The organism is Reichenbachiella sp., from assembly GCF_965233835.1.
Classification (GTDB): Bacteria; Bacteroidota; Bacteroidia; order Cytophagales; family Cyclobacteriaceae; genus Reichenbachiella.
Genome location: NZ_OZ247585.1, coordinates 346,523 through 369,486, shown reverse-complemented (window position 1 = coordinate 369,486; position 22,964 = coordinate 346,523). Strand labels below are relative to the sequence as shown.

Sequence of the window (22,964 nt, the reverse complement as noted above, 5' to 3'; positions counted from 1 at the left end):
ATATTTTGGGTTTAATGTAGGTTAAAGTTAGTAAGATTCCTGGCTGCTTGTTGTTGGGAGCAGCCAAGAATTGCTTTCTAATCTTAAAATTCCGCGTTCCCTGGAGTTCTTGGGAAAGGAATGACGTCTCTAATATTTGTCATACCAGTTACAAACAGGATCATTCTTTCGAAACCAAGGCCGTATCCACTATGTGGTGCAGAACCGAATTTTCGCGTATCAAGATACCACCAAAGTTCCTCTTTCGGCACACCCATTTCGTCCATTCGTTGTTCCAACTTATCCAGACGCTCTTCTCGCTGAGAGCCGCCGATGATCTCTCCGATACCGGGAAACAAGATGTCCATAGCCGCTACGGTTTTACCATCATCGTTTTGACGCATGTAGAAGGCTTTGATATCCTTAGGGTAGTCTGTGAGAATCACAGGCTTTTTAAAATGCTTCTCCACCAAATATCTTTCATGCTCAGACTGTAGGTCTGCACCCCATGAATCAATCAAATACTTGAATTTTTTCTTTTTGTTTGGCTTCGAATTTCTTAGGATATCAATCGCTTCAGTATAAGTGACTCTCTCGAATTTGTTGTCAACTACAAACTTCAACCGATCCATCAAATACAAATCAGGACGTTCGATTTCCTTCTTGTTTTTGTTTTCCTCCACTTCACGGTCGTGCAAGAATTTCAAATCATCCTCGCAGTTGTCCAAGGCATACTGAACAAGGTACTGTAACATTTCTTCGGCCAGATCAGCGTTGTCATCCGCATCGAAAAATGCCATCTCTGGTTCGATCATCCAAAACTCAGCTAAGTGACGAGTTGTGTTTGAGTTTTCTGCTCTGAAGGTGGGGCCAAACGTATAAATCTGACCCAGGGCCATGGCAGCTAATTCGCCTTCCAGCTGCCCAGATACGGTCAGGTTAGTTTCCTTATCGAAAAAATCCTGTTTGTAATCAATAGTCCCTTCCTCAGTTTTTGGAAGATTATCCATATTCAAAGAAGTTACTCTAAACGTCTCGCCAGCACCTTCAGCATCTGAAGCAGTGATGATCGGTGTATGGATATTTAAGAAGCCTTTATCATTAAAAAACTTGTGCACAGCGAAAATCATGGCATGACGAATTCTATACACCGCGCCGAAAGTGTTAGTTCTTGGACGTAAGTAGGCAATCTCTCTCAAAAATTCTAAAGAGTGCTTCTTTGGTTGGAGTGGATATTTTTCAGGGTCCGCTTCACCTAGTACTTCCAATTCCTTTACGTGCATTTCAACAGATTGTCCAGAGCCCTGAGAAGCTACAATTTCTCCCCTTGCTGCCACACATGCCCCTGTAGTCACCAGCTTAAGAAGGTCCTCAGAAATTTCATTCGGATCTGCTACCAATTGCAAATTATTGATTGTCGAACCGTCATTTAGTGCAATGAATGCCACATTCTTGTTTTGTCGTTTGGTTCTTACCCATCCTTTCACAAGTAGGCTGGTTCCTACTTCTGCCGATTTTAAAACCTCTAATACCTTGGTTCGTCTTTCCGTACTCACGTTTTCTGATTTTTAATTCAATAATTGCCTGATAATGAAGGCAGAGCGCAAAAAAAAAGTATTTTAAGTTCCTGTGCAATTAATTGAATTTTGATTCTCTTTGCGCCAAGCAAATTCCACCCTTTAATTAGAAATTCGATTAAGATGAAATATGATGTTTATGGCATAGGAAATGCCTTGGTTGATTTAGTGTTTGAAGTAGATGAGAAGTTTCTACTGGATCATAGTGTAGAAAAAGGCTTGATGACCTTGGTAGAAGAAGATCGCCAAAACGAGTTAATCGGAGCCATCGACATTAATGAAAATATGATGAAAGGTGGAGGCTCTGCAGCAAATACTGTGGTAGCTGCTAGCCAATTTGGAGGTAAGTGCTACTACTCGTGCAAAGTGTCTAATGATGAATTTGGACAGTTTTTCTTGAAAGACCTGGCAGCCAATACAGTAGACACCAAGCTAACTAAAGATACTGCCCCTGACGGTATTACAGGAAAGTGTTTGGTTATGACTACGCCTGATGCAGAACGTACAATGAACACCTTCTTAGGAATAACGTCTGATTTTTCTGTAGCTGAAATCGATGAGGAGGCAATCAAGCAATCTCAATATATTTATTCAGAAGGATATTTAGTGCCGTCTCCGTCTGGGCGTGAAGCCATGCTAAAGGGGATGGAAATAGCAAGAGCCAATGGTGTGAAAGTTGCACTTTCATTTTCTGATCCGAGTATGGTGAAGTTCTTTAAAAATGAAATGGTGGAGGTCGTAGGCGAAGGAGTTGACTTGTTATTCTGCAACGAAGAAGAGGCCATGTTGTATACGGATACAGATAATTTGTTAGATGCTCGTGAGTTATTAAAAAAAGTAGCGAAACGGTTTGCTATCACACTGGGTAAGAACGGAGCTACAATATTTGATGGAGACACTTACATCGATATTGAGCCTTATCAGGTTGATGCTATCGATACCAACGGCGCAGGAGATATGTTTGCCGGAGCCTTCTTGTTTGGCATCACTAATGGACACTCTTATGCTGAAGCGGGAAAATTAGCTAGTTTGGCATCTTCAAAAGTCGTTTCTCAATTTGGTCCAAGACTGGAAACCAAACAGGCTAAAGATGTACTGAATCATCTTTTGGGATAACTGATTATCATCATAAATAGAGATATTTAAAAAGGGTTCCAATGGAACCTTTTTTGTTTCTAAATACATTTGTAAAAAAACAGATCACTATGACTTCTTCACTTAAATATAAAGCAGACAACGAATTTGAGGCTACCAATCAAGCAGGCAATACTGTGGCTATGGATATGTATCCTCAAGACGAAAAAAAGGATCAGTCTCCAATGGATTTGATGTTATCAGCTGTGGCTGGTTGTGCCGCAGTAGATATCGTGTCAATGATCAAAAAGAAGCGTAGAACGTTTGTGGATTTGAAAGCTGAAACGACAGGCGAAAGAGCTGAATCTCATCCAAAAAAATTCACCAAGATTCACATCAAGTATATCATTACTTCTCCTGACTTGACAGAAAAGGAAGCAGATAAAGTAATTGGCTTGGCGGTGAATAATTATTGTAGCGTGGCCTCTTCACTAGATCCAGCTATTGAGTTGACGCATAGTTTTGAGATTGTGAGATAACATCTCTAGGGCTTAGGGCTACTCACAATATCCAAATCCCTATTTACTATAAAGTGAACCAAATGATCAGGTTCTCTTTCGTATTGGTCTTGACCTATTTTTTTACTTCCCAGCACATGAATGGAGTGTTCTCCAGCTTTCATAAAATGGGTAGTATTATAAGGGAAAGGGGTAGACAGTATACGCTCATCTGACCACTGGCCTGAGTTGTTCACTTTGATTAGGTAGGAAGCGAAACCGTCTTCCACTCGGAAAAATTTACCTGTGCTATCTTGAATTCTTGAATAGTTTCCATTGATGAGGTAGCCATCTTCCAGAGCTACCACTCCGATCAGATCGCCAACTACCTCTCTGGAATATTTCCAGAGCAGGTCTCCAATCACATTGTAATTGGCCAGTACTACCTGACTGGTTTGCGTTCTTTCCTTGGCTAATTCCCGTCCGTTAAAACCGATCAAAAAGGTATTGGTCTGTTCTTCGAATTCGATAATTCTAGGAAAATTATCTTCGAGCAAATTTCTGACCATAAGTTGCTCGCCTTCTTCGCTATAGCTGAAAAGCGTATTCATCTTCGCGCCAGTCTCGTGGTGCGTGCCGTTGAGTACAAAGGTACATCCGGCCTGTCCGCCTACCATAGCGGCTAGGACAGTGTGAGAGTCGGCCTTTACACTGTCCATTTGTAAGGTAAAATCCTTGTACCAGCGTATCGTATTGTTGGCCTCCACGCGACAAACATAGGCTGTGATCAGATTAGACTTGGTATTTTTATACACCCCCCCTAAATAGGCTGACCCATCGAGATTGACAGTCTTTTGCATGCTGACACGAGTAGACTCTTCTAGCGAATCCAAAATTGGAACACTGACATAATTGGGAATTGAGACTCTGCGGTATTTGACTGAATTTTGAATAGAATCTGGACTATACTTTTCTTCCAACAACACTCTAACACTAGTCAAATAATCATCGAACTGCTCTTGACTTGTTGATTTTTCACGATCAATCATCAGATTGAGTCCCGACATGCCTGAATAATAGTCGTCTAAAAAGGTCTTGTACTTTTGGTATGAAAAATCGGTGTTGCGTTTTTCGACATGTTGAAGGAGCGTGTCTGATTTTCTGATCGAACTGAGTAGATATCCATAATGACTGATTTGTCGCTCTGGGGCTACCTTCATTGTTTCAGTTGTGAATTTATTGAGTTCTTCCTGAATGAGCAGCTCATGCTTTTTTTCATTGTATAGAAATAGCGGCTCTATAACTGAATTTAAATCATACTTGCGCAGCGTAAATAAAAACTCTTTATCGATATGAAGTGGTTCGAGATGGCCATTGGCCACATCTTCTGGTACCTGATTGATCTTTGTTGAAGCAATTTTCTCATTCTCTATCATCATAAGTCTTAGCGCCGATATGTGCTCATCGATGTAGGCTTTGGTATCATCTACCCATTTGGCGTAATCCCAAAGTGGTATCTCTTGCTGCTCCAGGAAATTAATTTCCACAGCCAATCCATCTAACTTGTATATACTGATAGAGTCAATTTTGATTTTCTGGTTGTACCCAATATCGTATCCGTTGGTTTTTTCTTTGTATGCCTTAAAGTACTTTAGGCTTTCCAAATAGTTGGATTTGATGTCATCAAAATTTTGAGCCATCTGTTCGTCATAGAGCAGATACAAATCCTTTATCGAGCGGTGGTTGCTGATGAGGCGTGTAAAGCTTCTGTTGGCGTTTGAGTAATGTCTATAACTTCGAGTGAAGTCATCGTAAATGCCTGGCATATTGATTTCAAAAGCATCCATGTTTTGCCTGGAGGCTAATATTTCCTTTTGTATGGAATCAAGCGAAACGGTATACTTTCCACGTTCATCATACATCGCAAAATTGATGTATTCCTCTTTGTTTTTCTTAACTTCTTTTTCGTTGATATACCTTTCACAGTTATCAAATGCCTCCTTGGCTAATTTGATATTCGCCATGGCCTTCTTGTAGCCGGTGATTGGATCACTTTCCTTAAAGCGCTTGTAGTAGATCAAGCCTAGTTGTAGGTACATACTGGCGTTCTCTGGATCGTTTTTTACTAAATTTTCGAGATTGGCCACCCCTACTCCTGGTTCACTATTGAGGATACCAGGAAGTAGATCTTCATATTTCACTCTTTTTTGAGCTTCCAACGAATGAGCAAGTGCCAATAGACCTATTGCTAAAGCAGATAATATTATTCTTCTCATGATCTACTTATATTTTCAAAATTTTCAAAATAACTCTTCTATTCTTCGCTCTTCCTTCATCTGTGTCATTGGCTACTAACGGTTGAGCCTCACCATATCCTACAGGTGTAAAACGGGCGCCTTCTATTTCATTTTCTTGAAGGAATTCTACTACACTCTCTGCTCTCCTTTCAGAAAGCAGTTTGTTGTATCGTGCTGAGCCTACATCATCGGTATGTGCGGAGATTTCTACTGCCAGGGTAGGATTGGCGTACATCAAGCCTACCACACGCAGCAGTTCGTCGTACGAGTTTTCAGTGAGTTGATCCGAGTTGGACTCGAACAGAATGTCCTTAAGAGTGAGATTAGCTCCTACCAAAAGTGGTTGAAGTTTCATGTCAACCGCTGCCGTGGTTTCGCCTTCGCCTTCAGTATTCACGATACCGTCTTCCGTGACATCCAGTACCGTTGTGCTATAGGCATAGCCCTGATCACTGGTGGCCTCTATTTCATAACGATCACCTACCCGTAGGCCAACGGTTTCATTTCCTTCTACGATAATGGTCTCATCTCTATTACGATTCCGAATTCTGACCCTCGATCTGACTTTAGAATTGTTGGTGAGGTCAGCCACGTTGATAGCAATTTCTTTTTTCTTAGGAATGAGCTCAATGTCTTTTTCGAAGGAAGGATACATCATGAGTCCAGAGGCGTCGAATACGAAGTACTCGCTTTGGAAATTCTCCTTATCAATCATGACTTCATAAACATTTCCTAAGGGAAGGTCTAATTCCAACTGACCAGAAAGAGGATCACTTTCTAAATCGAGAAGCATGCTTCGCTCTCCTTCTATTTTTACTTTTACCGAAGCAGGAATCGGTTCGAATATTTCTATGTCATAGATATTTAGGTTGAGTTTTGCGCTCTCATAGAGCGTTACATTGTACTCGATTTCACGGTACTCATCTATATCTGTTAAATCGTATTGGGTGGCGTAAGTAGTAAATCCTTCTCTTCTAAATTCAACGTTGTAACTACCACCAACTGCCAGTACAAGGCTGAACCTTCCGTCTTTGGCATTGCTATGCAAAAACATTAACTCCTCTGAGGTAAATGCATCCCGTACGATAATTTCCGTAGCTAATCCTTCATTGGTCTCCCCATTTTTTACATACCCCTGAATCACGTTATTTCGAAATTGTTGAAAGCTAGGTGGAATATCTACTTCATAAATGTCATTGGTGTTGATGTAATACATCTTGTCGCCCTGTGCCGCGATACATGGAAACTGGTCATTTTCTGCAGAGTTTACATAACCCAAAGGCACTGGGGTAGTCCAATCTCCCGCGTCGTCCAAAAATGATTGATAGAGATCATACTTACCGAATCCTCCCAGTCTATTTGAGGAGAAAATGAGGGTGCGATTATCCGCCATGATTCTAGGGGCTTTCTCACAGTCTTTGTTGATGGGGTAAGGAAGCTTGGATGGCTTTGACCACTCTCCGTCCTTGTTTTTCTCTGATTTGTAGATAGAATAACAGGTTTGCCCTTCGGTCAGTTCTCTCAGCTCTTCGTCTTCCGGCCCTTGATCATTTACTCTTACAAAATATAGCGTTTTACCATTGGACGAAATAGAGGGAAAGCCATCAAACCCTGGTGTATTGATTGGTTCTCCAATATTGATAGGGCTTGACCACCCAAATTCTTCTCTGGTGGAATAGTAGATGTCGTCAGCTCCTACGCCTCCTGAAAATGAGCTGAAGAAGTACATGGTATTTCCATCAAAGCTTATGTTTGGGCCGCCAATTAAGTCATTGTCGCTGCCGTAGTTGTTCACACTGTCTACCGGCATGGGGCTTCCCCAGTGCCTTTCCTCATCTAGGAGTGTTTCGTAGAGTTTGTATGAACCTGATTGATTCGATTCAAAGATCATCACCTTGCCATCTGCCGAAATTGATGGTGCGTACTCTGTCGCTTCGGTATTGATGTTTTCCACAATTTTACTTGTACTCTTATAGTATTCGAGTGAGTCGAAAGCGGTTGTGGCAGTTGCTTCCTGTGCATAGCTTATATTCATTGTTGTTCCACACAACAATGAAACCCAGCACAGGGTAAATAAAATTCTCATAGCACTTAGTTCCCTAGTATCACAAATGCGCCCCAATAGTAAGGCTGTTTGTATTCTTTTTTCAATGACTTAATAGCATGTCTAAAGGCATCTTTTTTGGAGTCGCCCCCTAGCCAATTGCTATAAAATCTTGACATCAATTTTTGGGTTGTTTCGTCGTTTACTTTCCAAAGGCTCATGATAAGGTTGTCCGCACCTGCCACGATAAAAGCCCGTTGCAAGCCATAAACTCCTTCGCCATTTTTGACTTCGCCCAGTCCGGTTTCACAAGCCGACATCACCACCAGTTCGGTTTCGTCCAAATTCAAATTCATGGCTTCGTAGGCCGTGAGAATTCCATCTTCATCATAAGGAAGTGGCAGACCTTGAAAGGTTTTAGAAGCCCCAGCTAATAAAAGCCCTGAACGTAGCAGTGGATTATACCTGGCTTCTTGGGTTTGAATACCTTCATTGGCATCTGCCTTAATTCTCATATCAGACATGAAAAAACCATGAGTGGCAATATGCAATAGTTTAGGATTATTCACCTTTTTCACGTTGACCTCATTGGCTTCAGCTGCCTCAAATTTTTCGTATTTCCAGAAGTTTTGATCCAGAGTTTTAACGATGTTATTTATTTCTTCTAGTGTACCAGGCAGTGCTGAAATGCCAGATTCAAAACCTCGTTCTGTAGATGCCGTGCTTGCCACTACTTCACTTGCGCCTAGCTCATAATCTGGAAATCCAAAGATAGATGCCCGACTTGCTTGGGGGGCTTGGCTAGAGCTATTGGTTTCTGTCAATTCCTTGGTGTTACTTAGTAGGTCGATGGCATATTTGTCAAAGACATATTCCTTTTTATTCGGATCATAAAGGGTGTTGATATTTATTTTGTTGTACACACCATCGGATGATAGGTATATTCTTTTGGTTCCTGAAAGTTGCTCATCGATCAACTTCCAGAACTGTCCAAATGATCGCGGATTTTCTAATTTATACACGATCATGTTTTTGTATTGCTTGAAAAACTTGGCTTCCATATTAACACCGTCTTCAACTACAACTAGTTGCGGGAAGCTACCAGGTATTCCCGACAAAATGAGTGCTGCATAGTAAATGGAATCATTTTTTGTGTTCTTCTTAATTCGAAGAATTTCGATGGCTTTTTCTTTTTCACCAATATTGGCTTGAACATCTGTCCACTGAATTTTTTTCTGGTCATATTCGCCGGCAAAGGCAGTTGACATTTTTGATATCTCTTTTTCAAGAGAGTTTGTATTGGCTTGGAGTGAGCCGATATCGATGCTGTTTTTTTCTAATTCGTCATTAGAAAGATTCAAGCTTTTCACCAACTCCTCTTTTGATGCCTGCCATTCATTGAACTTTGTGATAAGTGCAGCATCACCACTGTTCAAGATGGTGTTTCTGATCTTGTTACTCGCATTCAGTAGCAATGCTTTGGTTTGCAACTGCAAATCATACAAATCAGCCAACATTTGATTCATGACCGCCTGATCACCTCGTTGGTGATATACAAACTCTACTGCAAAATCCTGATAGGCTTCAAAAACAGGTTTGATTTTGGCATAAAAAGCACTTTTTTCTTCTTCACTCAACGAAGGGAAATAATTGTTGATGCTCTCGAGATAGGCCTGAATAGCCATTCGATAATCACTTTGAGCACCATCATAATCTTCTGTCTTTTGTTTGATAGCGGCAAGTCCGTAGTAAGAATATGCGATATCTGGATGGTTGGCATTTAGAAGCGAGGAGCGCAAATCCACCACTTCTTGGAACAAACCCTGAGCCTCTACATATTGTTCTTGCTCCTGTTTTAGGACTGCCAGATTGTAGAGGGTATTGGCATAAGAAGGGTGATTCTTTCCGAAGTTCTTTTCTGCGATGGTCAACGATTCTTTATACAGCTCGGCGGCTCTTTCATAATTGCCCAATTCCTCCAATATGGAGGCTAAGTTGTGTAATGTTTTGGAATAAAGCGGGTGCTCAATTCCTAGAATCACCTTGTCGATCGCCAATGTCTCTTCGAGTTGTTGCTTACTCGTCTCCACGTCTCCTTCCATATAATTCAGGGAAGCTAGGTTTTCCAAAGCGGAGACGTAGTCTATGTGGTTTCTGCCATAAGCCTCTTCGAAAATAGTGCTCGCAGTTTGAAGAGAGGTTCTGGCCGCCTTGGTATTACCCATTTTCATATAAAGCAGGCCAAGCTCATTGGATGTGTTGGCATAGTAGATATGGTTTTTGCCTAGACTGTTTTCATAGAAAGCGAGTGATTTTAAAAAGTACTCCTCGGCGATCCCAAAATCTCCCATGGCTCTATTGATTACCCCTAAATTATTTAGGGTGTAGGCTTTAGAGGACTCATCAAAATCTGAAGAGGTAGATTTAGTTGTGTTTACACTTTCCAAAATTTCTTTTGATTTAGAATATTTACCTAAAGTGAGATAGAGTACGCCCAGGTTTTCTAAAGAAGAAAGGTATGTTGGGTTTTCAACCCCAAATAGACGCGCTTTGGTGTCTATGGCTTGTCCCAACATATGTTCGGCTAGCGCGAAATCACTATTGGCCTGTAAAAATGCAGCGTAGTTTCCTAGAAAGTTTACATACTCCATTTCGGCTGTTTGTGCCTGCGACTCATAAAAGGGTCGAATGTCATTGTAAATTTCCTCTGCCTTATCCAAATGATTCATTTGGGTATATAGGGAAGCCAATCGAGCCTTTACATCGTTGGTCGCGCTGTGATGATGCTGGGTTAAAGGCAAAATCTGATTTAATGTAGTTTCTGCTTCAGTGTATTGTCCCAATGCAATTTGAGCGGAGGCTTTGGACTTTAATAGCGATACCATTTGTGGCGAATTGGTTCCAGCCTGACTAATGGCCTTCTCACTAATTTTAAGGGCTTCTGAGTACAAACCTTTATCTATTTGAATTAGGGCCGAGCCCGTTATAGCGACTAAATATGGTTTCAACGAACTAGCTATGGTAAGGTCCGCGGATTCAATGATTTGGTCGTAGGTCGATTGTGCTTGCACTAAGTTTTCGTTGATGTAGTATATGTTTCCCAAATTCGCCATGGCTATGAGGTATGCAGGATCTTGTGTGTCAGTGTTCCTTGCGACTACTTCAGACATTAGCTTTTCAGCTTGACTGAGCTGTCCGGCTCGTTGATACAAAAGCGATAGGTTGTTTAGCCCAATGAGATAATCCTCATGACTTGTAGCACTTATATTTTCGAATATGCCGATAGCAGACTCATAATACTTAACCGCATTTTGAAGGTCATCATTTTCTTCATAGGCTGATGCTATCTTAACTTCTATGCTACCCAGCTGTTCGGATACTCCTTGTTCTTTGTATGCTTCGTCCAGAGGAAGGAGTGCTTCGATGGCTTCCTTTGACTGTCCGCTCACGAGGCAGTAGTCGCCATAGGTATATAGAATATTGGCATACTCTGGTGATTGCTCTTCGGACCTCTCCATAATTGCTAGTGCAGATTTGAAGAGTGGATCACATTCCTCCCACTCCATGAGATAATAGTGGGTAATGGCCAGATTGCCATCGACTTCAGCTATTTCCAAGTCTTCCCGAGTATGAAATTGTAGGAGTAGAGCCTTAGCTTCATTTAGCGATTTTTGAGCCATCTCGAATTCTCCATTTGCAGAATAGAGCAGTCCCATATTGTAAAGTGTAGTGGCATAATTTTCATCTCCTGATTTTTGAAGTTTCATTAAGAGGTCTTTTTCCCGCTGTGCATAGCCAAGACCCTCGTCGTAGGTGCCTTCATCGTAACAAATAAGTGCTAGCTGTCTGAGTACAGAAGCCACATTAGGGTGATCAGCTGATTCAGCTTGTACGAGCAGATCCAACGATTGTAAGCACTTTTCTTTTGCTCCTGATATATTATAGTTGTTGTAATCCTCTATGCTTTGGTTGTACAGGCTATGCCAGTCCTCTTGGGCCATGGACATAGTTATAGAACCACAAAGAATTGTTAAAAAGCAAAATAATTTCAAAGCGCTTTCTTTAAAAGTTTAAATCCAATCCGTGGGCTGCTGCGATTCTCTAATAGAGAATTTCCCAATCTATGCTGTATCGTGCTGTTTCTTTATCATTTATGGGACGCATATCTACTGTATATGGTCCACCGGGTTTGTCAGGAACAAAGAATGCTGTTCCCAAAAGGTCGTTTGGAGAAATCACATCATGATCCCAAACTTCAATAGCGACCTCTTCATTTGGTGTCAGACCTGTGAGTTCAACCTCTAATGCATGCTTGGTGTTGATTCTGACATCTTCGTGCTTTTTGTCCTTTGGCCAAACTTTCTTCCCATTAAACTTCAGGAAAATATCGTCAAACTTTTCTTCATCGTTTTGGAAACAATGTAGGGTTTTTAATCTGACAGTTAGCTTTTCGCTCATACACGAAGTAATTTAGTTTGTTGAATACATTCAAGCAGTAGCGACTAATTTAATAAATTCTTTAAGGAAATAAACATTCATTGAGGGTATTATATATTCATCAGTACTTTAGGAGGCCTGAAGAGGGAGGGAGTTTGCGATCCTATTATCTGGCGAAGGAATTGGTGGATAATGGCTTTTCTGTAACCATGATTACTGCACATAATGAGAAGCATCGTTCCAGGAAGCTAGTCGACGGCATTGATGTAATCTATTTGCCAGTGGCTTATAGCAATGAGATGAAATTTGAACGACGCACTAGGGCCTTCATTAAGTTCATGCTGTTGGCAATCAAAGCATCCATTAGTCAACGGAAGGTAGATTTCTGTTATGTGATGACCACGCCACTGTCGACGGGAGTAGTTGCTCTATTCAACAAGTTTGTGATGGGTAGGCTTTACCTATTTGAGGTGGGTGACCTGTGGCCGAGGGTGCCGATTGAGATGGGGTTGCTAAAGGCCAAGTGGAAGCAAAAAATACTTGGTTGGCTGGAAGGTGTGTTTTATAGAAATGCTAAAGGATTGATAGGGTTGTCTGATTCGATCACCAAACATTTACAGCAAACGGCCCCAAAGGCCGCCGCTCAAACGGTTTTCAATATTGCTGATTGTAGCCACTTCATGCGTACACCAAAAAGGAAAGATTGGGTTGATAAATATGGTGTAAAAGGTCAATTCGTAATTAGTTATACGGGCACCTTTGGGTTAGCCAATGATTTGAGTCAGTGGCTTGATTTTGCAAAGGAGGTTGAGGGTTTGCCCATCAGGTTCTTAATGGTGGGTGACGGTGCAGAGAAAGGCAAGATCGAAAAGCTGGCGCATGATTATGAATTGTCAAACATGCAATTCTATGAATCCATGAATAAGTCACAAATTCTTGAAGTGATCAATATTTCTGACGCCATGATGGTTTCGTTTGCTGCCTATGAATCTTTGCACACAGGAAGCCCAAACAAATTTTTTGATGCACTGGCCGCTGGTAAACTGGTCATTACGAATTTTAACGGTTGGATAGGGGCGCTTATCGAAGCAGAAAATTGTGGCTTTTCAGCCAATTCATCCCAATCGTTTCTACGAAAGGTCAAACCTTTTGTAGAAAAGCCAGACTTGTTACAAACCTTTCAAGCCAATGCCAGACGTTTGGCTGAAGAAAGGTTTGACCTAAAAATTCAGTCTGGAAGGCAGCAAGAATTTATTAAGCAATTATTTAGTTAGTCTCGTTTCTCGGTTTGTAATTCGATTGCTGAAAAACCTTATGTGCATCAGTTTCAACCATCAACTCCGTAAATGAAACTTCTGGATTTTGATCCATATATTTTCTTACGATCTGCCAGCCGATCCAGGCACCAACTCGCCCAGGGCAGTTTTCACTTATTTCTGCAATGTTGGGGCGCTCTCCTATAAATTTATTCTTTAAGAAGTGACTGGTTTCATAGAGCATTTCATTCTCGATGATGTTTGCCCAAATGATTTCTTGATTGGTTTTTACGGCGTTTAACTCTTCAGTTGTATAGCCAATGATCAGAGAATCTGCTTTGCATGGCAACGCCTGCTCCACAAAGTAGTAGGACTTACCCAGATTTACCATGTCGGCTAGTAGGGTGCCATGGGACTGATCTGCAAGATTAAATTCATTGGACACAAAGCTTAGCAGAATCGGAGATAGACTTTCTTTCATGTATCTTTTCACAATATACCTGGGAATGTCGTTTGGAAAGTACCTGCCATTTTCGCCAGCGAAATAGTCAAGGCCTAGAACGATAAGGGAATCAGAAATGTACATGTCATTGTAGAATCCTGTAACAATGGTCTGAATCCTTGGTATTTTTGCGTCTGGGTAGTGATGCTTTATAAACTGGTAAGCGCTCGTCAACTCTGCAATATTTTTATCGAAATCTGAAAAGTAGGCTCTCGAATCTGATATTAGCGTATCAATGGAGGGTTGTTGCAATAACCTATAAAGTCGTCTGGCCAGAATGGTGTCGTTGGGATATTGGTTGGCATCTAAAAAGAAATCAGTCATGATCCTGTTTTCCTGAAAGAAGGCTAGTGTTTTATCTACATTTTCTAAATTCTTCAACTCGTCTTCCAGACGCTCTACTTTTAAGTTCACCGCTACTTCTTTGTAGTTGCCGTTTTGGTCGCAATCACTACTTTCACAGGATTCAAGGCCCATGATTCCTAATGTGGCGATAAATAATATTAGAATAAATTGATAAATTGTTCGCTGCTTCAAGTCTGTGGACTTTAGATTTGTAATGAATAAGACCTCTGATGAGGTTCTATTTAAAGAATGACAAAACTATTTATTTATTTTAATTTCTCATGAAGAAAATTATTCTTGCCTCTCTGTTAATCGTGGTATCATTCTTTACCTATGCTCAGCCGAAATTAGGTCTTGTGGTTGGGACTGGTATTTCAATGAATCGTGTAAAATATGTAGATGACTCTTTTGGTGATATTGTTAAAGATGGATCTGCTGTGAAAGTTAAATTTGGTCTGGAGGCCGACTTCATGATGTCAGAGACTTATGCATTTAGCACCGGTTTGATCTTTGCGCCGAAGCGAGCTGGGTACACCGTGCAGCCTGCAGCTGGTGCTGCATACACAGAAGATTATAAAGTACATTACCTCCAGCTGCCAGTGACACTAAAACTATTTACAAGTGAATTGCAGCCAGATTTGAAGGCATTCTTTCAAATAGGCTTCAAGGGAGAGATTAAGCTTTTCAGTGAGCCGTTTGAAGAAGACTACACACTTATTGATGAATTTAGATTTTTTGATTGTTCGTTTACGGGCGGTGTTGGTGTTGAATATGGCGCAGGAGTAAATACCTTGATTTATGGAGGCATCTTCTACGACAGAGGTTTGGTAAATATTGTGAAGTCTACCGAAGCAACAAATGACCTTACAACTAAGATGGATATGCTCGATCTCAGAGTTGGCCTTAAGTTTTAAACAAAAAAAGATCGAACTTAAAGTTCGATCTCTTCTCCTAACCCATTGAGAAAATTGTACTGTGTTATAGGCACAGACGAGTCTTCTACTAAGGTTATCCATCTTTTATATTTAAAGTACCATTTCCACTGCCTTGAGATAAGGCCTTTTGTAAAGAAGGCATACAAATAAGGATGTATGGAAATCGTTAACTTCTTCTCATTTTGCTTAGTAAGCAAATGCTCCAAATCTTTTTCAACCTGGTCAGTTACTAAAATGGATGCAGTAATCTTTCCTGTACCATCACATGTAGGGCAAACTTCACGTGTCTTGATATCCACCTCTGGTCTCACACGTTGACGTGTGATTTGCATCAAACCGAATTTGGATAACGGAAGCACGGTGAATTTCGAACGATCCGTTTTCATTTCCTCCTTCATCTTTTGGAAAAGCAACTTTTTGTTTTCTGCTTTTCTCATATCGATAAAGTCGACTACGATAATGCCACCCATGTCTCGCAAGCGCAGCTGACGAGCAATTTCTTTTGCTGCATCAAGGTTCACTTTCAGGGCTGTATTCTCCTGATTGTCCTCGGCATTGGACTTGTTGCCACTATTTACGTCAATGACATGAAGTGCTTCGGTGTGCTCAATAATTAAATAACCACCGCCATCTATACTTACTGATTGACCAAATAATCCTTTAAGCTGTTTTTCTATACCGTAAGACTCAAACATCTTGACTCTGCCAGTATAGAGTTTAACGATCTTTTCTTTATCAGGGGCTATGTCGTGAATAAAGCTCTTTACATCTTTATAAAGCGCTTTATCATCTACAACTATGCTGTCGAAAGATTCATTTAATACGTCTCTTAGGATAGAATTGGCGCGGTTCATTTCGCCAATAACTTTTTCGTTTGGTTTGACTTTCTTCAGTTTTTGCATCCCTGAAGACCATTTCTCAACCAATCCGCTTAGGTCTCTGTCTAGTTCAGCTACGTCTTTTCCGGCAGCAACCGTTCTAATAATGACACCGAAATTCTCCGGTTTAATAGAGGTGATTAGTCGAAGCAAACGCTTCCTTTCATTACTGTCTCCAATTTTTTTGGAAACGCTCACAGCATCTGAAAATGGTACAAGTACCAAATATCTTCCTGCTATCGATAACTCACTGGATAGTCTAGGCCCTTTTGTTGATATAGGTTCTTTTACAACCTGTACGAGAACACGTTGGTTTTTTGTTAAAACCTGGTTCATTTTCCCCAACTTGTTGATATCGGGCAATCTTTTGAATCCATTCAGGTTCTTGCCGGATATTTTACCGGAAATCACCTGCTTGGTGCATTTCATTAATGATTGCAATTGGGGGCCGAGATCTAAATAATGAAGGAAGGCATCCTTTTCGTATCCAATGTCTACAAAAGCGGCATTAAGCCCGGGAACTACTTTTTTTACCGCTCCCAGGTATATGTCGCCTACATTGAACTGATGCCCATCATTGTCCTGATGGAACTCGGCTAATTTTTTATCTTTTAATAGGGCTATTCGACATCCGTTCTGAGTTGAATTGATTATTAATTCGTTACTCAAAATTGAAATGTTTTATAGGTTCAAATATTAATTCAAACAACCCAAGAAAGCACAATTATTTTTTCTTGTGTCTGTTCTTTCTTAGCCTCTTCTTTCTCTTGTGAGTAGATATCTTATGTCTCTTTCTTTTCTTACCGCAAGGCATAATCTAAATTCGTTAAATGTTCTAAATTCGTTTAATTTCTTCGCTTCGATAAAAATTTATCTCCACACTCTTTATATTTTCAAATTGCCACAAGTACAACATGTCGGGCAATTTTTAAATTCTTTCCATTGGTACTGGAGGTCATAAGCTTTGTTGATCAAAGACAATGCCTCCCCAAACAGTCCGCAAAGATAGCACTTTTTTTAATCTTAAAAAGAAATAATTTTAAATCACCAATTACAAGGGTGACAGGTCTAAAATTCTATCTTATCTGAATTGTTCAGCGGGTGAAATGGCAGCTGATTAACCAATCTTCTTGCTGCTTTTTATTTTCTCAATAAATACCTTGGAGGGTTTGAAACTCGGGATATAGTGCTCATCAATGATGATGGCAGTATTCTTAGAGATGTTTCGAGCTATTTTCTTAGCGCGTTTTTTGTTAATAAAACTACCAAATCCACGAACGTAGATATTCTCTCCATCCGCCATTGAATTTTTAACTACAGAAAAAAAAGCTTCTACTGATGCCTGAACGTCCAATCGGTCAATTCCTGTCTTTTCTGCTATCTCGTTGATCACATCTGCCTTTGTCACCTCTAATTTTTTAGGTATAAATAATAAGATAAATAAATTACAAAGTAATTTAGTTGCCTGAAATTCAGCGATTTCAGAGGGCAAATAAACACAAAAAATCAATTATTGAGAAATATTAATAAGCCTTTAAAGGAAGATCAGCAACATATAAAAGAAGATTGGTTTTCTACTCAACTACTAGCATGGTATGATATCAACAAACGGGACTTACCCTGGAGGGAGACGAAGGATCCTTTCAAGGTATGGTTGTCGGAGATCATTCTACAGCAAACACGAGTAAATCAAGGGTTGCCATACTATCAAAAATTCACGAATTCATTTAATTCGGTCAAAGAATTTGCCAGTGCAGATTTGGATGTGATATTAAAACTTTGGCAAGGGTTGGGGTATTATTCTCGGGCTAGAAACATGCACAAGTGTGCAATCATGGTAGTTGAAGACTATTCAGGCCTTTTCCCTTCGAATTATCTTGAATTGCAAAAGTTAAAAGGGGTTGGCAAATACACTGCAGCGGCCATAGCTTCCATTTGTTTTAACGAACGGGTTCCCTCTGTCGACGGCAATGTTTTTAGGGTGTTATCAAGACTTTTTGGAATGACAGAGGACATTGCGAAGGGAAGTAGTTTCAAGGTATATTTCGAAAAGGCGAAAAGCCTGATGCCCATCAATGAGCCTGGTGATTTCAATCAAGCCTTAATGGAATTTGGTGCAACTATGTGTATACCAAAATCACCAAAGTGTGGAGATTGTATGTTTGCCAAGCATTGCTTTGCGAAACAGCATAGAATGATTGATGTACTTCCAGTCAAGTCTAAGACTGTGAAAATCAAACATAGATATTTTAATTATCGGGTTTTTACATATGATGATAGGGTGCTCATGCGTCAGCGGAAGCCTGGAGATATATGGACGGGCCTTTTTGAATTCGATTTGCAAGAGACTGAAAAGAGTCTAAAAAGAAGTAACTTTGTTGAAGCAAAACTTCGGCAGAGTTCAGGAGAAATTGTTCATCAATTGACACACCAGAAGTTGCACATACAATTTCAAGTTTTTGAACTAGAATCGAATGAAGCCTGGCAAAAACTGAAGGAAGAGAAACAAATGAAAGAAATTTTGGTTGGTGAGATTGGAGATTATGCGGTCCCAAAACCAATTGAATTGTTTTTTAATAATGAGTTTTGTCAGTAAATTAAACATTAGAATCAACCTTAATAACAATAAAAAATGGCAGGAGTAAATAAAGTAATCCTTTTAGGAAATTTGGGCAAAGATCCAGAAGTAAGACACTTAGAAAACGGTCGTGCCGTGGCGAATTTTTCTATCGCAACGAGCGAAACCTATAAAAATAAGCAGGGTGAAAAAGTGACTAATACCGAGTGGCACAATGTGGTACTATGGACTCCTTTGGCGGAAATCGCCGAGAAATATTTAAATAAAGGAAATCAAGTGTATATAGAGGGCAAGCTGACTTCTCGTTCATATGAAGATAAAGAAGGCGTGACCAAATACATTACCGAAGTAGTAGGTCGTGAAATGACACTGCTAGGTGGGCCATCTAGGCCTGAAGGAGGAGCCCCAGCTGCTAGTGCCGATAGTAGTGCCAGCAGTGGAACTTCCAATGCTGCGTCACCCGTAGAAGAATCGAACGAAATTGATGATCTACCGTTCTAATCAAAAACTGTAATATACTCTAATGGACGACCCACTCCCGGGAAATTTTATATTGACAGCCTTACTTACTAGCGGACAGCTTTATTTGCTAGTTTTTAGTCTCATTGCTATTGGTCTTTTGTTTCTTGGCTCTGCACTCGTTTCTGGATCAGAGGTAGCGTATTTTTCGCTGAGCCACGATCAGCTGTCTGATACAGAACAAGAGCAATCCAAAGGCCGAAAAAAGATTGCCAGATTGTTGGATCACCCGAAACAACTTTTGGCGACCATTTTGATATTGAACAATTTTATCAATATCTCTATAGTTATGTTGTCTACCTATGTGACGGCCGCATTGTTAGGAGATGTATTGTCAGGAGGAGCTATCATTGCCGCTCTTACCGTAGTTATTACTTTTCTCATGGTCTTTTTGGGTGAGATTGTGCCCAAGGTCTATGCCAATCAAAATAATATGGCATTTGCCAAGCGGACAGCTACTTTACTCGCTATATCATTCAAAGTTTTCCAACCCTTGGCTTGGCTCTTGATTAAAGTGAGTAACGTCATAGAGCGGCGAATTGAAAGAAAAGGTTATCGGGTTTCTGTAGACGATTTGAACCAGGCGCTGGATCTGGCAGCAGAAGATGAAACCACCGAAGAAGAAAAAGGCATCCTCAAGGGTATCGTGAACTTTGGTACCCTGTCTGTGAAACAGATTATGAAGTCCAGAATGGATATTACCGCCATAGATCTGGAAACGGATTTTCATGAATTAATGAACCAGATCAATAAAACTGGCTATTCAAGAATTCCAGTCTTCAAGGAAACAATTGATAAGATTGAAGGGATTCTGTATATCAAGGATCTACTGCCTTACGTGACCGAGGAGGAGAGTTTTAAATGGCAGGAATTGTTGAGACCGGGCTTCTTTGTGCCTGAGACTAAAAAAATTGATACACTTTTCAAAGATTTTCAAGAAAAGAGAATTCATATCGCGATAGTAGTGGACGAGTATGGGGGAACTTCTGGTTTGATTACCATGGAAGATGTGATTGAAGAAATAGTTGGTGAAATCAATGACGAATTTGATGAAGATTCGGACGTGGCGTATAGTAGGGTGGATAACAACACTTTTATTTTTGAAGGTAAAACATCCTTGATGGATTTCTGTAAACTTGCTGGAGTTGATCACAAAGCTTTTGATCAAGTTAAGGGGGAAAGTGAGTCGCTTGGTGGTTTGCTATTGGAGATTAATTCTATGCTTCCTAATGCAGGTGAGAAAATAGTATTTGAAAACTTTCTCTTCACAACTGTGGCGGTAAACGACAAACGAATTAAAAAAGTAAGAGTACATATTACAAGATGATGATAAGGTGGGTTTGGGTATTGTTGGTGATAACTGTCGGCTGTGGAAGTAATAATTTCAACCCCAAGCCAAAGGGTTACAATAGAATTGATCTGGAGCCAGCGAAGTATCAGATGCTTGCAGACTCATTTCCGTTTCAGTTGGAGTACTCTACTCAAGCAAAAATCTTGAAAGATAGTTCCTGGATAGCCGAGCGATTTTGGTTTGACCTACATTACGAAAAACTTGGGGCGAATATTCAGGTGACTTATAAACCAGTAAATAATGACAGAAAAACATTGGAAGAGTATCTGATGGATTCGTATAAGCTGACTTCTGAGCACAAGGTGAAGGCGTACGCCATTGACGAGACTGTTATTACTCTGAAAAATGGAGTTAAAGCCACGGTTATGGAGTTGTCCGGCGAAGTACCCACTCAATTTCAGTTTCATGTGACTGATTCGACGGAGCATTTTTTAAGATGTGCATTGTATTTCAGCACAGCCACTCAAAATGACTCACTTCGTCCAGTGATCAACTATGTAAAAATGGACATGCTTCACATGCTCAACACACTTACTTGGGATCAATAATCCGTTAGCATGTCGAGCTTCATGGATACCAAAGTTGAGTTTCTTAAGGGAGTTGGTCCTGCTAAAGCCAAACTTCTGAATGAAGAGCTCGGTATTCAGACTTTTCATGATCTTATTCATCATTTCCCTTTTAGGTATGAGGATCGTTCGCAGTTTCAAACGATTAGTCAAATTCAGCCAGATAGTGAAAACGTCCAGATAAAAGGTGTAATAGACCGAGTAGAGGTGGTAGGTGCTGCAAGGAAACAGCGATTGACTGCTGTTTTTAGAGATGCGACTGGGCAAATTGAACTGATTTGGTTCAAGGGTGCGAAGTGGATGAAAACTAAGCTGAAGCCAGGAATACCTTACATCGTTTATGGCAAGCCATCTCTCTTTCAAACTAAGTTTTCAATTAGTCATCCGGAGATTGAAGTGATGACGCCAGCAAACGAGGCTGGTAAAAAGACCATGTTGCCCGTTTACCCAACTACCGAAAAGCTCAAAAGAAAGTTCGTTGATAGCAAAGCTATTGCCAAGCTGCAAATGGAGCTAATCAAAACCAAAGGGTTCGGAGTGCCAGAGACGGTTGATGAAGTCATTCGGTCTCAAATGGGGTTGTTAGATTTAAATACGGCACTTAGAGACATACACTTTCCTCGAAACTTATCGTCTAGAAACAGCGCACTAGAACGACTCAAGTTCGACGAATTGTTTTTCATTCAGCTAAAAATATTTAGAGAAAAGTCAGACCAGAAAGAAATTCACAAGGGGATCATTTTTCAGAAGAGCCATTTGGTTCGTGAGTTTTATGAAAAGCATATTCCCTTTGAGTTGACGGAATCTCAGAAGCAGGTGATCAAGGAAATTTATACCGATTTGCAATCCGGTTATCAAATGAACCGATTGCTTCAAGGAGATGTAGGGAGTGGAAAAACCATTACTGCATTTGTTTGTATGCTGATTGCGATAGGTAGTGGATTCCAAACTACCATCATGGCGCCAACCGAAATTTTGGCGATTCAGCATTTTCAAGGGCTGGAGGAGTTTTGCGATAAGCTTGGACTCAAGATTGGTTTGATCACTGGTTCGACCAAGAAGAGTTTGCGAAAAAAATACCTTGAGGATCTAGCTTCAGGTGAGATGAAAATCTTGGTGGGCACTCATGCGCTCATTGAAAATGACGTTCAATTCGACCGACTTGGATTGGCGGTCATTGATGAACAACATCGATTTGGGGTGGCTCAGCGCGCCAAGCTTTGGCAAAAAAACAAGCATGTTTATCCTCATGTGCTTGTGATGACGGCCACACCAATTCCAAGAACGCTAGCTATGACGCTTTACGGTGATTTGGAAGTTTCTACCATTCGCGAGTTGCCCAAGGGTAGGAAGCCAATTAAAACTTCTCACCTGTATGACTCTTCGCGATTGAAATTGTTTGGTTTCATTCAAAAAGAAATTGACTTAGGTCGTCAGATTTATGTAGTGTATCCTTTGATCGAAGAGTCAAGCACATTGGATTATAAAGATTTGATGGATGGTTATGAGAGTATATCTCGAGCGTTTCCTAGAATTCCTTTGAGTATTCTACATGGAAGAATGAAAGCAAAGGATAAAGATTTTGAAATGGATCGTTTTGTTCGCGGGGAAACGAAGATCATGGTTGCTACGACCGTGATTGAGGTAGGAGTAAATGTGCCCAACGCGTCTGTCATGGTGATTGAAAACTCAGAGCGATTTGGTCTTTCACAGTTGCACCAGCTCCGAGGAAGAGTAGGCCGTGGAGCAGATCAGTCTTATTGTATCCTGATGACAGGAAGCAAAATTTCCAAAGAAGCTAGGGAAAGAATTGGTTGTATGGTGGCCACCACTGATGGATTTGAAATTGCGGAAAAGGATCTAGAACTGCGAGGTCCAGGTGATCTAATGGGCACTCAACAAAGTGGACTGCTGGATCTAAAGGTTGCCGACTTAACTACAGATGGTGAATTACTCAAAAGAGCTCGAGCATTAGCCGAAGGTATTATTTCAGAAGATCCAGAACTGAAGTCGTCAATTCATGAAAGAATAGCTCGGCATCTCAATAAGAATCAAATAGCGACACTCAAATGGAGTGCTATTTCATAGGCACAAAAAAACCATCCGAAGATTCGAGATGGTTTGAATTT

17 protein-coding genes are annotated in these 22,964 nt (G+C 40.5%); 9 read left to right on the top strand and 8 right to left on the bottom strand.

What is annotated here, in order from left to right:
• Positions 1-83: 83 nt before the first annotated feature.
• On the bottom strand, positions 84-1,535 hold the full coding sequence (gene asnS / locus ACO6S2_RS01565; RefSeq protein ID WP_422360760.1) for an asparagine--tRNA ligase: 1,452 nt from the start codon (positions 1,533-1,535) through the stop codon (positions 84-86).
• 144 nt (positions 1,536-1,679) lie between these two features.
• Here asnS and ACO6S2_RS01560 point away from each other — a divergent pair, with 144 nt between their 5' ends.
• On the top strand, positions 1,680-2,672 hold the full coding sequence (locus ACO6S2_RS01560) for an adenosine kinase (RefSeq protein ID WP_422360759.1): 993 nt from the start codon (positions 1,680-1,682) through the stop codon (positions 2,670-2,672).
• An 89-nt stretch (positions 2,673-2,761) separates the two neighbouring features.
• On the top strand, positions 2,762-3,169 hold the full coding sequence (locus tag ACO6S2_RS01555) for an OsmC family protein (RefSeq protein ID WP_422360758.1): 408 nt from the start codon (positions 2,762-2,764) through the stop codon (positions 3,167-3,169).
• A gap of 5 nt (positions 3,170-3,174) precedes the next feature.
• Here ACO6S2_RS01555 and ACO6S2_RS01550 read toward each other — a convergent pair whose 3' ends face one another.
• The 4 genes from ACO6S2_RS01550 to ACO6S2_RS01535 all read right to left on the bottom strand — a co-directional run bounded on the left by ACO6S2_RS01550 (position 3,175) and on the right by ACO6S2_RS01535 (position 11,926).
• Entirely contained in the window at positions 3,175-5,403 is a 2,229-nt protein-coding gene (locus ACO6S2_RS01550) for a hypothetical protein (RefSeq protein ID WP_422360757.1), read from the bottom strand.
• A gap of 7 nt (positions 5,404-5,410) precedes the next feature.
• Complete coding sequence (locus ACO6S2_RS01545) at positions 5,411-7,459, bottom strand: OmpA family protein (protein WP_422360756.1); 2,049 nt, start codon at positions 7,457-7,459, stop codon at positions 5,411-5,413.
• A 56-nt stretch (positions 7,460-7,515) separates the two neighbouring features.
• Positions 7,516-11,469 carry a tetratricopeptide repeat protein gene (locus tag ACO6S2_RS01540; protein ID WP_422360755.1) on the bottom strand — a complete coding sequence of 1,318 codons (3,954 nt, stop codon included), beginning with the start codon at positions 11,467-11,469 and terminating at the stop codon, positions 7,516-7,518.
• Between the two features lie 100 nt (positions 11,470-11,569).
• Entirely contained in the window at positions 11,570-11,926 is a 357-nt protein-coding gene (locus ACO6S2_RS01535) for a hypothetical protein (RefSeq protein WP_422360754.1), read from the bottom strand.
• Between the two features lie 80 nt (positions 11,927-12,006).
• On the opposite strand from ACO6S2_RS01535, the gene ACO6S2_RS01530 reads away from it, so the two are divergent.
• On the top strand, positions 12,007-13,179 hold the full coding sequence (locus ACO6S2_RS01530) for a glycosyltransferase family 4 protein (protein WP_422360753.1): 1,173 nt from the start codon (positions 12,007-12,009) through the stop codon (positions 13,177-13,179).
• Here ACO6S2_RS01530 and ACO6S2_RS01525 read toward each other — a convergent pair.
• Positions 13,172-14,200 carry a gliding motility lipoprotein GldB gene (locus ACO6S2_RS01525; protein ID WP_422360752.1) on the bottom strand — a complete coding sequence of 343 codons (1,029 nt, stop codon included), beginning with the start codon at positions 14,198-14,200 and terminating at the stop codon, positions 13,172-13,174. The two genes, ACO6S2_RS01530 and ACO6S2_RS01525, sit on opposite strands and share 8 nt — an antisense overlap.
• An 89-nt stretch (positions 14,201-14,289) precedes the next feature.
• Between ACO6S2_RS01525 and ACO6S2_RS01520 the strand changes: the two genes are divergently transcribed.
• Positions 14,290-14,922 carry a porin family protein gene (locus tag ACO6S2_RS01520; RefSeq protein WP_422360751.1) on the top strand — a complete coding sequence of 211 codons (633 nt, stop codon included), beginning with the start codon at positions 14,290-14,292 and terminating at the stop codon, positions 14,920-14,922.
• Between the two features lie 17 nt (positions 14,923-14,939).
• Here the strand turns inward: ACO6S2_RS01520 and ACO6S2_RS01515 are convergent, their stop codons facing one another.
• On the bottom strand, positions 14,940-16,490 hold the full coding sequence (locus tag ACO6S2_RS01515; RefSeq protein ID WP_422360750.1) for an Rne/Rng family ribonuclease: 1,551 nt from the start codon (positions 16,488-16,490) through the stop codon (positions 14,940-14,942).
• A 448-nt stretch (positions 16,491-16,938) separates the two neighbouring features.
• On the bottom strand, positions 16,939-17,229 hold the full coding sequence (locus ACO6S2_RS01510; RefSeq protein ID WP_348180714.1) for an HU family DNA-binding protein: 291 nt from the start codon (positions 17,227-17,229) through the stop codon (positions 16,939-16,941).
• Positions 17,230-17,334: 105 nt separating this feature from the next.
• Between ACO6S2_RS01510 and mutY the strand changes: the two genes are divergently transcribed.
• From mutY to recG, 5 genes are read left to right on the top strand one after another with little or no spacing between them, the layout of a single operon-like run.
• Positions 17,335-18,417, top strand: a complete 1,083-nt coding sequence (gene mutY, locus ACO6S2_RS01505; protein ID WP_422360749.1) for an A/G-specific adenine glycosylase — start codon at positions 17,335-17,337, stop codon at positions 18,415-18,417.
• Between the two features lie 36 nt (positions 18,418-18,453).
• Complete coding sequence (locus ACO6S2_RS01500; RefSeq protein WP_422360748.1) at positions 18,454-18,900, top strand: single-stranded DNA-binding protein; 447 nt, start codon at positions 18,454-18,456, stop codon at positions 18,898-18,900.
• A gap of 22 nt (positions 18,901-18,922) precedes the next feature.
• Positions 18,923-20,245, top strand: coding sequence for a gliding motility-associated protein GldE (gene gldE / locus ACO6S2_RS01495; protein ID WP_422360747.1), 1,323 nt, complete (start codon positions 18,923-18,925; stop codon positions 20,243-20,245).
• Entirely contained in the window at positions 20,242-20,817 is a 576-nt protein-coding gene (gldD, locus tag ACO6S2_RS01490; protein WP_422360746.1) for a gliding motility lipoprotein GldD, read from the top strand. Before gldE ends, gldD begins: the two co-directional genes overlap by 4 nt.
• 9 nt (positions 20,818-20,826) lie before the next feature.
• Positions 20,827-22,923, top strand: a complete 2,097-nt coding sequence (gene recG, locus ACO6S2_RS01485; RefSeq protein ID WP_422360745.1) for an ATP-dependent DNA helicase RecG — start codon at positions 20,827-20,829, stop codon at positions 22,921-22,923.
• The last annotated feature ends 41 nt before the right edge of the window (positions 22,924-22,964 follow it).